The sequence below is a fragment of the Selenomonas dianae genome, assembly GCF_030644225.1.
Taxonomy (GTDB): Bacteria; Bacillota; Negativicutes; order Selenomonadales; family Selenomonadaceae; genus Centipeda; species Centipeda dianae.
In genome coordinates this window covers 300,519-315,000 of sequence record NZ_CP128650.1, presented here as the reverse complement: position 1 = coordinate 315,000, position 14,482 = coordinate 300,519, and the positions used below count along the sequence as shown (strand labels likewise).

Here is a 14,482-nt window from a genome sequence, read left to right as displayed (position 1 = left end):
ACCTGCTTCTCACCGTCCATGACGATCTTCACCGCACCGCCGCCGGAGGAAACTTCGACGGTCTTGCGCTTGAGTTCCTCCTGCATCTTCTTCATCTCGTTCTGCATCTTCTGGACTTTTTTCATCATACCGGCCATATTGCCGCCGCCATTGAACATAGTAACTCTCCTTTTATGTTTAGCAAGATAGAAGCCAGAGGCTATGTGTCGCTCCTAAGCGAACCCTAGGGAAGCACACAGAGCGTGTGATTTCATAAACGTACTTAGCCTAACAAAAACTGTCCGCAACGTCAAGTGTCCGCATCGGGCGGCAGTTCATCAAGCGCAAACATCTCCGCCTCCTCGTCCGCCGTCGGCTCGTACACCTCATATACCGCCGCCTCCTCCGCAGGAGGCAGGGTGGGCTTCGGCGGCGCGGGCGGCTGTGGTGTCGGTGCGGGACGCTCTGCCGATGCGGCGATCTCCTCCACACGCGCCCCCTCGCCTGCGATTTTGAGCAGCTCCGTAACGGATGCCGGATACTCCGGCGGTTTCGGTGCGGGAGGAGCGGGCGGTGTATCCTCCTCGCCGCCCGTACACACGATGGTCAGCGGATGCCCCGCGAGTTCCGTCATGACCTCCTCGAACACGGCACGGTGACGCTTCATAATGTAGTCGCGCGCCATATCCGTCGCAGGGCGGACGAAAAAATGTGTCTCCGTCGCACCCTCATAGTCTGCGCCCGAGAGCAGCGAGGCGGCAAGGCGGTTCCGCTCCTTCATCCGCACCTCGAACTTTTTCCAGAGTGCGCTGTCGAGCTGACGCGGTGCGCCCGAGGGAGATGCGGCTGCATTCCCGCTCTTTGTGAGCCGCTTTGGTGCCGCGTTTTTTTGCGTGGGCTGCGCCGTCGGTTTCGACACGGCAGCAGCCGCATTTGCCGCTCCACTCCCCACTGCGGCAGCCTGCACCGTCCCACCTGCCGCGATCTGTGCCGTCAGCCGGCGCACCGCCTCCTCCAGACGTGCGATGCGTGCTGTATCCGCAGGGTTGGATACAGGTACGGCAGCCGTTGCAGACGTACCGACCTCCGACGGTCGGCACAGTCCGATCAGCATCGCCTCGACGGCAATGCGCGGCTGCGGTGAGGTGCGTATCTCCTGCATCGTTTCGTTCAGCGTTCGGAGAATGCCCATGATTTCATCCTGCGTAAAACGTGCCGCCGCCGCGCGCAGCGTCTCCGTCTGACCACCCGCAAGTTCCGCTGCACCAAGTGCGCCACCGACCCCCGCAATCATCAGGCTGCGGAAATACTGCGCCAATTCGGCGAGAATCTGTTTGAGGTCGCGCCCGTTCTGCAGCAGCTCGCCGAGCTGCGTAACGAGCTGCGCCGCCGCACGATCCGCAACGGCGAGCGCCATCTTTTCGATCCACGCGCGTCCGACAAGCCCCAGTGCCTCCTGTACGCGCTCCGCCGTGAGCCGCCCCTCCGCAAGCGCCGTACACTGGTCGAGGATCGAGAGCGCATCGCGCATCCCGCCGTCCGCCTGCACGGCGATGATGCCGAGTGCGTCCTCCTCCGCCGTGATCCCCGATTCCCGGCACACATAAACCAGACGCTCCTGAATCTCCGTCACCGTAATGCGGTGGAAATCGTACCGCTGACAGCGCGACTGGATCGTTGCGGGGACTTTGTGCGGCTCGGTCGTCGCGAGGATAAAAAGCACCTGCGCGGGCGGCTCCTCAAGTGTCTTGAGGAGCGCATTGAACGCCTCCGTCGTCAGCATATGCACCTCGTCGATGATGTAGATCTTGTATCGTCCCACCGTCGGGGCGAACTTCACCGACTCGCGCAGGTCGCGGATCTCGTCGATGCCGCGGTTCGATGCCGCGTCGATCTCGAACACATCCATGGACGAGCCGTCACTAATCGCACGGCAGGAAGGACAGACGCCGCACGGCGTGAGTGTCGGCCCCTCGGCACAGTTGAGCGCACGCGCGAGAATCTTCGCCGTACTCGTCTTGCCCGTACCACGCGGCCCGGTAAACAGATACGCATGGCTCGTCTGCCCCGATGTCACCGCACGAGAGAGAGTACGGCTGATATGCTCCTGCCCCACGAGATCCTCGAACGTCTCCGGCCGCCAGCGGCGATAGAGTGCAACATAGGACATGAGCATAACCTCCCAACAAAAAAACAGCCCCATCGGGCTGCTCTGAATTTCACGCGATTTCTCCCACGGCAGGCCACAGTCCCCAGGCACCCTCACGGCACATGAGACGATCCGCTTACCGCTGCTTCCTTCCGGACCTGACGGGGTTCACAGGGCCCCATTGCGTGAGACCAAGGCACTGCAGCCCGCCCTGAGAAAAATCAATAAAAATGGCGGAGAGTGAGAGATTCGAACTCTCGGTACGGTATCACCGCACACACGCTTTCCAGGCGTGCTCCTTCAACCACTCGGACAACTCTCCACAGTGCTCTCAAATGAAAGCTATTCACTTCTGCAACGCTGTTTAGTTTAGCACGGAGGCCGCGTTTTTGTCAAGAAAAAAAATAAGGAGAACCGCTGCGGCGATTCCCCCGTTTTTCACTTACGCCAAGACACGCGAGAGCCGAACAAGCTCCGGGTCGAGCGTCTTTGTATTGTTGACCGCCTCGAAGAGATTCACGCCCACAACCTGCCCCTCGTTGAAGCTGTAGATCACGTCGCTCACGCCCGAGATGATCGCAAGCGCCGCCTTCTCACCGAGCATGGATGCCTTGATGCGATCCTCCACCGTCGGCGAGCCGCCGCGCTGGATGTGTCCGAGCACCGAGACGCGCGTATCGATCTCCGTCTTTTCGCGGATGATCTTGCCGATCTCCACCGCAGAGCCTGCCCCCTCGGCAACCACAATAATGCTGTAGCGCTTGCCCGCCTCATACATCGCCTTCAGCTCGCAGCTGATCTCCTCAAGATCGTACGCGACCTCGGGTACGAGAATGTACTCCGCGCCCCCGGCGATGCCGGACATCATCGCGAGCCAGCCCGAGTGCCGCCCCATGACCTCGACGAGGATGATGCGGCGGTGCGCCGAAGCCGTATCGCGCAGCTTGTTGATCGCATCCACAATCGTATTGCACGCCGTATCACAGCCGATGGTATAGTCCATGCCCCAGACATCGTTGTCGATCGTCCCCGGCAGTCCAACAATCGGCATCCCCGTCTCCTTACTGAGGAGCGAGCCGCCCGTCAGAGAGCCGTCGCCGCCGATGATGACCAGTCCCTCGATGTCGCGCTTGCGCAGATTCTCGAACGCCGTCTGCCGCCCCTCGGGGGTCATGAACGACTTGCTGCGCGCCGTGCCGAGGAACGTGCCGCCGCGTTGGATGAGATCGCTGACGCTGCGCGTCGTGAGTTTTTCAATATCATCGTGCACCATCCCGCTGTAGCCGTTATGGATGCCGTAGACCTCCACGCCCTCATAGATCGCCGTGCGCACCACCGCACGCGCCGCCGCATTCATGCCCGGACTGTCTCCGCCCGAGGTAACAACCGCAATCGCCTTTTTCAGCATAAAACATCCCCCGTCCCTATCTGCATGAATCATTTATTGTTTATATTGTACGAAAGAGGAAGCGAAAAGTAAAGACTTTCGCGGAAAATAATGCGGCGCACGCTGCGCGCGGATTGAAAAAGATCGGGGGGTGTAGTATCATATACTTGAATGATTTTCAGAAAGGAGCGTTTCTCATGCGTCAAGTCAAATACAAAACCAACGCCGCACGCAAAAAAATGCTGCACATATCGTGCGCGGCAAATAACAGCAGTCATTCTCGAATGCCGGCAACCGCTGCACACAAAACCGGCATGTTACCCACAGCGATCACACCGCCGAAACGACTTGGCACAGCAAAAGGGAAATTTACCATTCCGGACGATTTCGACCACTGGGACGAGGAGATCGCCGACCTGTTCGAGGGGCTTGCATGAAACACCTCATCGATACACATATACTCCTATGGGCGCTCCTTGATGATGACAGGCTGCCAAAAAAGGCAGGAGAACTCCTGACGCATACAGGAAACGATGTCTATTACAGCATCATCTCGCTCTGGGAAATCGAGCTAAAACATCTCCTACACCCGACACAAATGCCCATCAACGCACAAGCCATAGATGTGTATGCGCAGGAGGCAGGATTTCAGAGCCTTCCATTGCATGACCGTCACATCTTCGCACTGTCATCACTGTACCGCCCCGATACGGCAAAACCACACAAAGATCCCTTTGATCGTCTGCTCATTTGTCAAGCAAAATGCGAAAACATGGTATTTCTCACGCATGACACGTTGCTTGCAGATTATCACGAGCCGTGCGTGTATCTCGTATAGTAACTCGTATAGTAAAAAGAGAGATCGGACTCCTCCTTCGAGGAAATCCGATCTCTCTTTTTGTTGTCTATATTTACTTTAGCCTATGCTCAGAACGCCCACTTGACGGATGCACCGCCCGTGATGCCCTGACGCTTGCCCTGCCATCCGGTGAGGTTCAGATCGTAGCTCATGCGGCTGCCCTGCGGCGCGAACCGATAACCGAGTTCGAGGAGCGCACTGCTGCCCTTCAGCGAGGGGCTCGGTGCACTGTCGCCCTGCGAGGTCGCACGTGCGTCGCCGTCGAACTCATACTCCCATGCAAGACCTGCATAGAACTGAGCAAAGTCTGCCATGCCGTGCGTATAGCGCGTACCAATGCGCAGACGATGCGAGTTCACCGCGTCGAAGTCATACGTTTCGCCGCTGCTCAGATGTGCGCTCGTCCCCGCTGTATGCGAATACGCGTAGCGCACATATGCACCGACGGTGTCGGTTTCGTTCACATGGAAGTCCTTGCCCACGCCGACCTGCACGCCGTAGTAAGTGCTCGTCGTATCGTAGGTTGCAAGCCCTGTGTAGTCGCTCTTCGTCCTGCCGACGCGCAGCGAGCCGTCGATCCAGTGGCTGCCCGTCTCCAGTTTCGCCATCATACCCGCGCCGAAGAAGCTCGTCTTGCCGCTGCCGTGCGTACCGTCGTCGAGGTAGGAGTCATAGCTGCCGCGCCCGTACTCGACGAATGGGCCAAAGGTCAGCGTACCCGCCTGCACAGCGTTCTCACGCGCCCAGCCGAGACCGAGATTCCAGCCCTTCATATCGACGTAGGAGCCCGTCTTGTGACGCAGCGCACCGCCGCCCATGCCTGCCCAGAGCCCATATGCTCCGTTGCCCGCCTGTGCCGCTGCACGCGCCTCTTTCTTCGCCGCCTCCATGCCGGAGCCTACGAGATAGTCGCCGCCGTCGTTCAGGAACGCACTCGCGCCCGCACGTGTCTCGACGATGGACTTGGACTGCTCGCCCATGCCCGCCTTCGTGACCGTTGCGATGAGCTTGCCCGTCGCATCCGTCGAGATGTCAAACGTATAGTTGCGCGATACGCCATCCCTGCCCTCTGCCGTCACGCCACTGCCGACCGTGATCTTTTTCCCGGGGGCAGTCGTGTTCTCCATGAGCGTGAACGTGTCGCCCTTTTCGAGCTTCTTCGTTGCTCCACTGCGTGCAACAGCGAACTTCATCCCCGTGAGATTCTTGTCGCCGCCACCGCTGACATTCGTCAGCTTCAGCAGAGGGTTCGCATTGCTCACAGGCGCATTCTCCATATCGAAATGGAGTCTCTGGACATTGGTGATGTCGCCGACCGACGAGGAGGCACCCGTGCCATAGGAAACCTCAAGCGTGTTGTCCTTGACATTCGGTGCAATACCGCCTGTGATCGTACCCCTGACCGACGCATTGCGGAGACGGATCACGTTGTAGTTTGCTGCCGTTCCCTGACCGCCTGTGATATTGCCGGTAAAGACAGCATTCCTGACATCGACCACGTTGTTCGATGCCTCACCGTTCGCGGAGTAGCCGCCGACGAGCGTCCCCTGTGCATCGGCGGTCACGTTCACCGTATTCGACACCGCCTTGCCGGCCGCGACATTCGTCCAGCCGCCGTAGACGGTCATATTGCCGCCCGTGACGGTGACGGTGTTCGTATGGCTGTCATTCTTATCCGCCGCCGTGCCGCCCTTGCCGCTGGTATAGCCGCCGTAGACTGTCATGGTGCCGCTGCCGTCATTCACAGAGATGCGATTGCCCGTGGTCGTGTTGCCCGCCGCAGAGCGACCACCCCACATCTCAGTGCCGAGCGTCGTTGCCGCTGTTGCTCCTGCAACGGTATAGCCATAGCGAACAATCTTCTTATCGTCACGCGCCTCGATGTTCGTTTCCTTCGTGCCGTCCTTGCTCAGTTCCGTGCGGAATGTTTTGCCGCCCCTCAGCGTCAGACCGTTTGCATTCTCGACGAGCTCGACCTCGCTCTCTGTCGCCGCAAAGTCAGCCTTGATGGAGTCAAGGTCAAAGTTCGCCCCTGCCTGCGTCAGCGTCAGCTTTGAGGCGGCATTCTTGAACGCGACCGTGGAGAAATTCTCGATCTTACCGACCGTCGCCGCCGTGTTGACATTCAGCGTGTTGCCCTTCGCAGACTTGTTGCCGCCGTGAATCTCTGCAATCGTTGTGCTCGGCGCAAGCGGATTCGTCCCGTCACCGAGGTTGACGGTGTTGTTCTCCGTCGTGCCGCCGTCCACATCCGTATAGCCGCCGTAGACCTTGCCGAGCGTACCGCCCGTGATCGTGACGGTATTATCGTGGCTGTTCTTCTTCTCGACCGCCGTGTCGCTCGTGCCGGTCGTATGGCCGCCGTACACCTCCGTATAGCTGCCATTTACGGTAATTCTGTTGTTATGCGTTGCGTTGCCTGCCTTGGAGACACCACCATATGCCTTTGTTCCATCGACAGATGCCGTCGTGACACCCGTGAACTGATAGCCGGTGTACTTGATCTCTTTCTTATCCGCAGTGACGCTGACATTCGTCTCGCTCTTTTTATCTGCGCTCAGACCGGACTTCACATCCCCATCGGTGTAAGTGCTACCGAAGTCGATTCCGTGGTTGTTCTTCAGCAGACTGATGTTGCGCCCATTGCCGTCCACCTTCAGTGTGTTCCAGTTCACCTTCGTCTTTGTACTGCCCGTGACGTTCAGCATTGTGCCGTCTGCAGCAACGCCGTTCGTGTTGAAGTTCATCTTCTGGAAGCCCTCAACGCTCTGCGCAGAGTTCTCCCCCTTGACATTCAGCGTGTTATCCTTGCCGGTTGCCTGCGTGCCGCCCTTGACTGCGCCATTGACGGCTGCACCGTTGAGATTGACGGTGTTGTTGTTCGTCGTCGTGCCTTCGCCGCCCGTGACGGACTTAACCGTGGCATTGGTGACATTCACGGTGTTGTCCGATGCCTCAGCCGCAGCCTTGCCGCCGACGAGGTCGGCGTTGAGGTCTTTCTCAACGGTGACGGTGTTGCCCGTCGCCGTACCGCCCGCCACATCGGTAAAGCCGCCGTAGACTTTGCCGCTGACCGTCGCAGATCCCTTAACGGTAACCTTGTTCTTGTAGCTGTTGTTCTTGTCCGCTGCTGTCGTGCCCTCACCGCTCGTCCAGCCGCCGTAGACGTTCGTATGACTGTCGCTGTTCACGGTAATCTCATTGTCATGCGTCGAATTGCCGCCGACAGAGCGTCCGCCCCATGTGTCTGTATCCGCACCGTTTTGAGCGGTCGTCGGTGTCGTCTGATGGGCAAAGGAATACCCCTCGTAGGTGATCTCGTTCGTTCCTTTTGCAAGAACGAACTCCTTGTTCGTATCCGACATAGTCTTGACAAGGCGATGCTTGTTATCCGAGACGGTAACGCCATGCGCGTTCCTAATCAGCGTGCCCTTCATCGCGTGCGCGCCGTGCACATTGATGTCGCTGAGACTGCGAATCGTCGTTCCGCCCCCATCATTCAGCGTCAGGAAGGTTGCCGTCGTATCCACGTATTGATTGAAACGGAAATTGATCTCGGCAAAATTGTTAATGTTGGCTGCCGTGGCGTTATCGTAGAGGTTCAGCGTATTGCCCGTTGTATAATCTCTGCCGCCCCCCGAGCTGCTGCCACCGTTGATCTTGCCGGAGATGCTCCCCGTATAGTCCGATTTCCCATCGCCAATATTGACGGTGTTGCCCGTCGCGTTTCCGCTCCCCGTGCGTCCGCCGTCGATGTTGCGCACCGATCCTTTCGTAACGGTGACCGTGTTACCCGTCGCGTCGCCGCTCGCCGACTCACCACCATAGACATCGCTGTTCGTCGCAGAGCCACCCTTGATAGTGACCTCGTTACCCGTCGCGTTGCCGCTGGTCGACTTACCGCCATAGATGTCGCCCTTTACCGTCCCGCCCGTAACCGTAACGATATTCTTCTCCGCCTTGCCCGTGCTGCCGACAGAGCCGCCATAGGTTGTACCGACCACCTCGCCGCCCTCGATGTCGACAAAGTTGCCCGTCGCGCTGCCGCCGTTCCCCCCCACAGAGCCGCCGGTCAGCGAACCAGTCACCTTGCCCTCCTTCAGCACCGCACGGTTGCCCGTCGCATTACCGCCCGTCGAGACCGTCAAGCCGCCGAACATATTACCCACCGTATCGCTCGCCGCTCCGTTGAACGTGATCTTGTTGTCGATGCTGTGGTTCTTCGCGTTCTCTCCCGTCGCCGTCGAGCCCGTGCCGCTTGTCCACCCGCCATAGACATCCTGTCCACCATGATGTCCGGTCAGCGTTATTTCGTTTTTCGTCGTTGTATTGCCGAGCAGGGAGCGCCCGCCCCATGTTGTTAGACCATCCGTATCCTTTTCCGTCGCGTTCTTAAACTGGTAGGTACGATAGATGATCTTCTTGGCACCCATATCCTTCTTGATGATGGTTTCCGTCTGACCTTCTGTTCGCCCTACATCCGTAGAATTACCAAGCTCAAAGCCGTGCGCGTTCTCGATCAGCGTACCGCCGCCGACCTTTGCATTTTTCACATGAAGCTGATCGAGGCTTTGGAGCTTCGTTTTATTGTTGTACGTATTGACCAATTTGAGCAGCGTGCGGCTCGTATCTACATGACTGAAATCAAAATTGATGGTCGAGAAGTTCTCAATGTTGCCCGCCTGTGCATTGGCGTTGACGTTAAGCGTGTTCCCCGTCGTCTGATCCTTCGCCGACGAGGTTCTGCCGCCGAAAATTGTTCCGGTAATCGTTCCCACCGCATTGCTCGTACCGTCGCCGAGGTTGACCGTGTTGTTTATGGCATCGCCTCCCGTCGATCCACCGCCATAAACGTGTTGTCCCACAGTGCCGGTTCCTGCAATCGTGACGGTATTATTTGTGGCATTTCCGACACCGGCTTTTCCACCATAGACGCTTGACCCCACACTGCCACCCGAGACGGTAACGCGGTTGCCTGTGACATCCTTCTCCGCAGCATAACCGCCATAGATGGTTCCATTGACCGTTCCGTTTGTAATTTTGGCAATATTGTCCTTCGCTGCGCCACCCTGAGCAGCATATCCGCCGTAGACATCAGTCGTCACCACGCCGCCCTTAACGAGTGCCGTATTGCCGACTACGTCGCCATCGCTCCCCTCTCCGGTATATCCACCGTAGACAGTATCTACCGTACCGCCTTCAAGCGTCGCCGTATTCTTCTTTGCCGCACCATTGCCGCGCCCATCCTTAGCGTATGACTTTCTCGTCGTCATACCGCCAATGATGTCGCCATTCGCACGCGTCCCATTAAATGTGACGTGATTGTCTTCGACACTCCCGCCGCCGTCCGTCACACCGCCATATGCCGCATTTACGATGGAGCCGGGGGGCGTAGCTGTCGCCGGATTGATAAAGACCTTGTTCCCCGTCACGTTGCCCTTGCCAAAGGTAAATCCGCCGAACACTTCCCTTCCGTAGAGATGGTCTTTGAATGTCAGGGTATTGTTCGTCACATTACCGCTATTGGATCCCTCATGGATGAATCCCGCCGCTGTGCCGAACGGTGTATTCTGGTCATCTTTGGCATTATTCAACGGCTCATGCGCGCTGTCAATCTCAACATTATTCCCCGTCACATCCGCCGCAGATACACTCTGCGCAGACGAAAGGAATCCGCCACCACCGAGCGCGATTGCAACGAGCAGTGCCAGACGACGTGATTTCATTTCTTTGAACAAGTAGTTCGCCTCCTAAATCCATCTAAACTGTAAAACATATCACTTCTATTTGTTAATCGGGACAATTCTACCATGGTTTATCATAAATTGAAATAGTTTTGCCATAAAAAATACAAAAACGTCGCAGATTTTTCACACCTGCGACGTATGATTTTATATTCATTTGTCGAGAGTTATGTGCTATGTCAGTGTTTTTGCGGGTGAAACTGCTCCTCGTCCCATCCCACGATGCCACGTCGGTCGGGCATAACCGCAGGATCGAATACGGGGTTCTTGCCCGCCGCCTTCTGTGCGAGATAGTCCGTGAGTGCGAGGCGTGCAAGCGGTGCGAGGCGTGCGATGGCGTAGAGGTTCGTGAGGCAGATCATCGCCATAAATAGGTCGGCGAGGTTCCACACGAGACTGAGCGCGGCGACGCAGCCGAAAAAGGTCATGCAAACGACGGCGAGGCGGTAGACGGTGAGAAGTCGCCGTGTATTCCCGCCGAAAAACGGGATGTTGACCTCCCCATAGTAGCAGTTGCCGACAACGGAGCTGAATGCAAAGAGGAAGATGAGGACGGCGAGGAGACTGGACGCCCACGGACCAAAGACGCTTGCGAGCGAGTCCTGCGCGAGGGCGATGCCCGTCGTATCGCCGCCGATGGTGTACTGTCCTGTGAGGAGGACGATGAACGCGGTCGCGGAGCAGACGATCCACGTATCGACGTAGACACCAAACGCCTGTACAAGCCCCTGCTTGACAGGGTGCGTGACGTTCGCCGTCGCCGCTGCGTTCGGGATCGAGCCCTCGCCCGCCTCGTTCGAGAACAGCCCGCGGCGAACGCCCGTGAGGATGACCGTGCCGATGCCGCCGCCGACTGCTGCCTGCGGACTGAACGCATCATGCAGGATGAGCGCAAACATCGCCGGTACCTGATCTATGTGCATGAGGATGACGCTGAGCGCGATGAGGAGATAGATGCCCGCCATAACAGGTACGAGGAGAGATGCGAACGCGGCGATGCGGTGCATCCCGCCGAAGATGACCGCGCCCGCAAGTACGGCGAGCACAGCCCCCATCACCCATGTATCAATGCCGAACGACTTCTCCATCGAGAGCGCGATCGTGTTTGCCTGTACGGATACGTAGATGAGACCGAACGTCACGGAGATGAGCACGGCAAAGAGTTTTGCCACCGCCGGCTGCCCGAGCGCATTCCGGATGTAGTACGCAGGGCCGCCGTGAAAGAGACCGTGTCCGCGCGGGATCTTGTAGATCTGTGCGAGCGTGCTCTCGACGAAGCCCGTCGCCGTCCCGATGAAGGCGATGACCCACATCCAGAACACAGCGCCGGGGCCGCCCGTCACGATGGCGATCGCAACGCCCGCGATATTGCCGACGCCGACGCGTGAGGCGGTGCTGACGCAGAACGCTTGGAACGAGGAGATCGCCTTGCGTCCGCTCGGGCGACGCCCAAGATCCCCCGCGAGCAGGCGTACCATCTCGGGCAGCGCACGCAGCTGAACGAAGCCAGTCGAGAATGTGAACCACAGACCGCAGCCGACGAGCACAACGATGATGATATAAGTCCACAGAAAATCGTTGACCGAGCCAACCGCAGAGTTGAGGAAATCCATAAAATCACCCTTCCCAAAAGAATAGATTACATCATAATGGAAAGGACAAAGATTTGTCAAATTGCATTCCTGTATTCTTCTTTAAAAGAAACAAAACATAAAACATACCGCTCTTTCCATTGAACTCTTTATGTCAATATGCTAGGATAACTCTGTAAGAAAATCTATAGAAAGAGAGCGTATCTTATGCGGAAAAACGTTCTTGTAGCCCCTGTTGTAAAATGGGTCGGCGGCAAGCGTCAACTCATAGATGATCTAACCCCTCTGTTCCCTAAGAAAATCACAGCCTATTGTGAACCGTTCGTGGGTGGAGGAGCTGTTTTGTTCTCATTACAACCTAAAATTGCTTATGTTAATGATATAAATGCAGAGCTTATTAACATCTACGAAGTGATCCGAGATGATGTAGACGCACTTATTGCCGCATTGAGCGAACACAAAAACGAGGAGAAATACTTTTACTCTATCAGGGATTGGGACAGGGACAGTGAAACCTACCTCCAACGCTCCAAGGTGCAGCGTGCCGCTCGTATCATCTATCTGAACAAAACCTGTTATAATGGTCTTTTTCGTGTAAACAATGCCGGGGAATTTAACGCGCCATATGGTCATTACAAAAAACCGAACATTGTAAGTGCGCCTACATTAAGAGCCGTCAGCAACTATTTCCAAAGCACACAACTAACCTTCACCAATACAGACTATGCCGAAGTCCTATCGAACGTATCTAAAGGAACGTTTGTTTATTTAGATCCCCCATACGATCCCGTTTCCGATACCGCTAATTTCACAGGATATACAAGAGGTGGATTTGATCGTACGGAACAGGTTCGTCTGAGAGAATGTTGTGACGAACTGACACGACGCAAAATCAAATTTATGCTCTCCAATTCGGCAACAGAGTTCATCCGTGAACAATACGCCGATTACGACATCACTCCCGTTCGCGCAAAACGCGCAATAAACTCCAACGCCTCTAAGAGGGGGCACGTCGATGAAGTGGTGATAAGAAATTATGAGTAACACTACCGGTAAGCAAAATGACCGTGCATGGGAATCCTTATTTCAAAAATACAAGGTTCTTTCGCATATTGAGAAAGATGGTTCTTTTATCGTTTCTGCCTCTCAGATGAGAGTTTTCCGCGAGCCGAGACTTATGGCGAAAATCGACCATAAGATCAATTTGCCGGAGATATTCACGAAAAACAATCTAGCGATTTTACCAATCTCACGCGGCGAATACATCATCGCTCATATGGAAGCCTATCAACCATTTCAAACACTCGATCATACGATAACAAAGGTATCCCTGCCGGATCATATACAAAGTCTTGATGTCGCTCGCATTTCAAGTGAGGCGATTGCAATAAATTGTGCGCTCGCCTCCGGCATACTTGCAGATTTCTTAGAAGATGAAGATCTCATCGCTACTGTATCGGGACGCATGGGTTCCGGAACGTTTGCATTTGGAATTCAAAATACAACCAATGACGCTGTCAACCGGATTACTGTAACAAATGCACAAATCGAAATTGATGCAGCATTTGAGGGTATTCACCGTTTATCTATCATCGAAGCGAAAATGGACTTGGCGGAAGATTTCCTCATACGTCAATTATACTATCCCTATCGCATTTGGCACAGCCGAATCACCAAGCCCGTTCATCCAATCTTTTTCGTGTATTCCAACGGAATATGCCATCTGTATGAATATCAATTCCAAAATCCGGCTTATTATAATTCCTTGGAGCTTATCAAACACAAAAGGTATTCGTTCGAAGATACAAGCATCCAACTTTCCGAAATACAGGAAATTGCAGCAAATACACAAACTGTTACCGAACCACCAATTCCATTCCCACAAGCAGATAGTTTCGAACGCCTCATCAGTCTATGTGAAATACTAAACATACACACATTGACCTGCGAAGAAATCTCGGAGGAATATGCTTTCGATCTGCGCCAAGCCGATTATTATACGAACGCCGCAAGATACCTAGGACTTGTTGATAAGTGCTGTAACAACGACCTACCATCTCTATTTTACTTAACTGCAAAGGGTAAAAAAATCATAAATTCAAATTACAAACAACGTCACTTGGCTTTTTGCACAGCAATCTTACAACATGAAGTCTTTAAGAAAGTATTTACCCATTATATGGATTTCGGCATATCGCCGACTATTCAAGAAATTGTAAAACTTATGCAGGGTTCTCACCTTTACAATCTTAAAAGTGAAAATACATACAAACGCCGTTCATCCACGGTGATAGCATGGGTAACTTGGATGATCAAATTAACACAATCATGAAAATAAATTTTTCTTGAGTTGGATGTGCAATCATGTTACTCTATTGATGTCAAAATGGTACAACTATTAAGGTTCGGAGGTAGACGTGTATGCTGTGTAAACATTGTAAAAAAGAGTTAAACGAATCTCAAACCATCGAGGACTATAAATCCTGTCCCAACTGCTCTGTATGCAGCAAAGAACAAGAGCATATTTTCTATTTAAGAAGTTTTTTCGGGAACACCCCAAAAAGAGAGACACCTGCCAATCCCGATGGTGTCCATAGTTGGTGTCCTCCTTGTCGTAACAATAATGATGGACCGCATGACGGCTATATAAAGTGCAGTGAGATGCCTTCCCGTTCCACAACCGTCTGAGCAAATTAGCTGATCCCTTCCTTTACTTCTTTCTAAAAAGAGTGTAAAATATGAGTAGTAGTAAGTTTCAGGGACAAGGGAAGC

Annotated in this window: 9 protein-coding genes, 1 tRNA gene and 1 other RNA gene (1 of these 11 running past the window's edge); 4 read left to right on the top strand and 7 right to left on the bottom strand. The window is 54.8% G+C overall.

Going from position 1 to position 14,482, the window contains the following annotated elements; translation table 11 throughout:
- From QU667_RS01585 to pfkA, 5 genes are all read right to left on the bottom strand, one after another.
- Positions 1-158, bottom strand: the beginning of a protein-coding gene (locus tag QU667_RS01585; RefSeq protein WP_304987606.1) for a YbaB/EbfC family nucleoid-associated protein. The gene continues 169 nt to the left of window position 1, outside the view; the window shows 158 of its 327 coding nt (coding positions 1-158); its start codon is at positions 156-158; its stop codon lies off the left edge, out of view.
- Between the two features lie 131 nt (positions 159-289).
- Positions 290-2,149: a DNA polymerase III subunit gamma/tau gene (gene dnaX / locus QU667_RS01580; protein WP_304987605.1), complete on the bottom strand. Its 1,860-nt coding sequence runs from the start codon at positions 2,147-2,149 to the stop codon at positions 290-292.
- Between the two features lie 77 nt (positions 2,150-2,226).
- An RNA gene (gene ffs / locus QU667_RS01575) (signal recognition particle sRNA small type) lies at positions 2,227-2,326 on the bottom strand.
- A gap of 33 nt (positions 2,327-2,359) precedes the next feature.
- Positions 2,360-2,450: transfer RNA gene (locus QU667_RS01570), tRNA-Ser, on the bottom strand.
- A 120-nt stretch (positions 2,451-2,570) separates the two neighbouring features.
- Positions 2,571-3,536, bottom strand: coding sequence for a 6-phosphofructokinase (gene pfkA / locus QU667_RS01565; RefSeq protein ID WP_304987604.1), 966 nt, complete (start codon positions 3,534-3,536; stop codon positions 2,571-2,573).
- A gap of 146 nt (positions 3,537-3,682) precedes the next feature.
- Between pfkA and QU667_RS01560 the strand changes: the two genes are divergently transcribed.
- Both QU667_RS01560 and QU667_RS01555 read left to right on the top strand, forming a co-directional pair.
- On the top strand, positions 3,683-3,952 hold the full coding sequence (locus QU667_RS01560; protein WP_304987603.1) for a hypothetical protein: 270 nt from the start codon (positions 3,683-3,685) through the stop codon (positions 3,950-3,952).
- Positions 3,949-4,353 carry a type II toxin-antitoxin system VapC family toxin gene (locus QU667_RS01555; RefSeq protein WP_304987602.1) on the top strand — a complete coding sequence of 135 codons (405 nt, stop codon included), beginning with the start codon at positions 3,949-3,951 and terminating at the stop codon, positions 4,351-4,353. The genes QU667_RS01560 and QU667_RS01555 overlap by 4 nt, the downstream gene beginning before the upstream one ends.
- 89 nt (positions 4,354-4,442) lie before the next feature.
- On the opposite strand, the gene QU667_RS01550 is transcribed toward QU667_RS01555, so the two are convergent.
- Positions 4,443-10,112, bottom strand: coding sequence for an autotransporter outer membrane beta-barrel domain-containing protein (locus QU667_RS01550; protein ID WP_304987601.1), 5,670 nt, complete (start codon positions 10,110-10,112; stop codon positions 4,443-4,445).
- Positions 10,113-10,297: 185 nt separating this feature from the next.
- Positions 10,298-11,731 (bottom strand): alanine/glycine:cation symporter family protein, encoded by a 1,434-nt coding sequence (locus QU667_RS01545; RefSeq protein WP_304987600.1) that lies wholly within the window; start codon positions 11,729-11,731, stop codon positions 10,298-10,300.
- A gap of 186 nt (positions 11,732-11,917) precedes the next feature.
- Here QU667_RS01545 and QU667_RS01540 point away from each other — a divergent pair, with 186 nt between their 5' ends.
- Both QU667_RS01540 and QU667_RS01535 read left to right on the top strand, forming a co-directional pair.
- On the top strand, positions 11,918-12,754 hold the full coding sequence (locus QU667_RS01540) for a DNA adenine methylase (RefSeq protein ID WP_304987599.1): 837 nt from the start codon (positions 11,918-11,920) through the stop codon (positions 12,752-12,754).
- Positions 12,747-14,042 carry a type II restriction enzyme gene (locus QU667_RS01535; protein ID WP_304987598.1) on the top strand — a complete coding sequence of 432 codons (1,296 nt, stop codon included), beginning with the start codon at positions 12,747-12,749 and terminating at the stop codon, positions 14,040-14,042. Before QU667_RS01540 ends, QU667_RS01535 begins: the two co-directional genes overlap by 8 nt.
- Positions 14,043-14,482 lie beyond the last annotated feature (440 nt).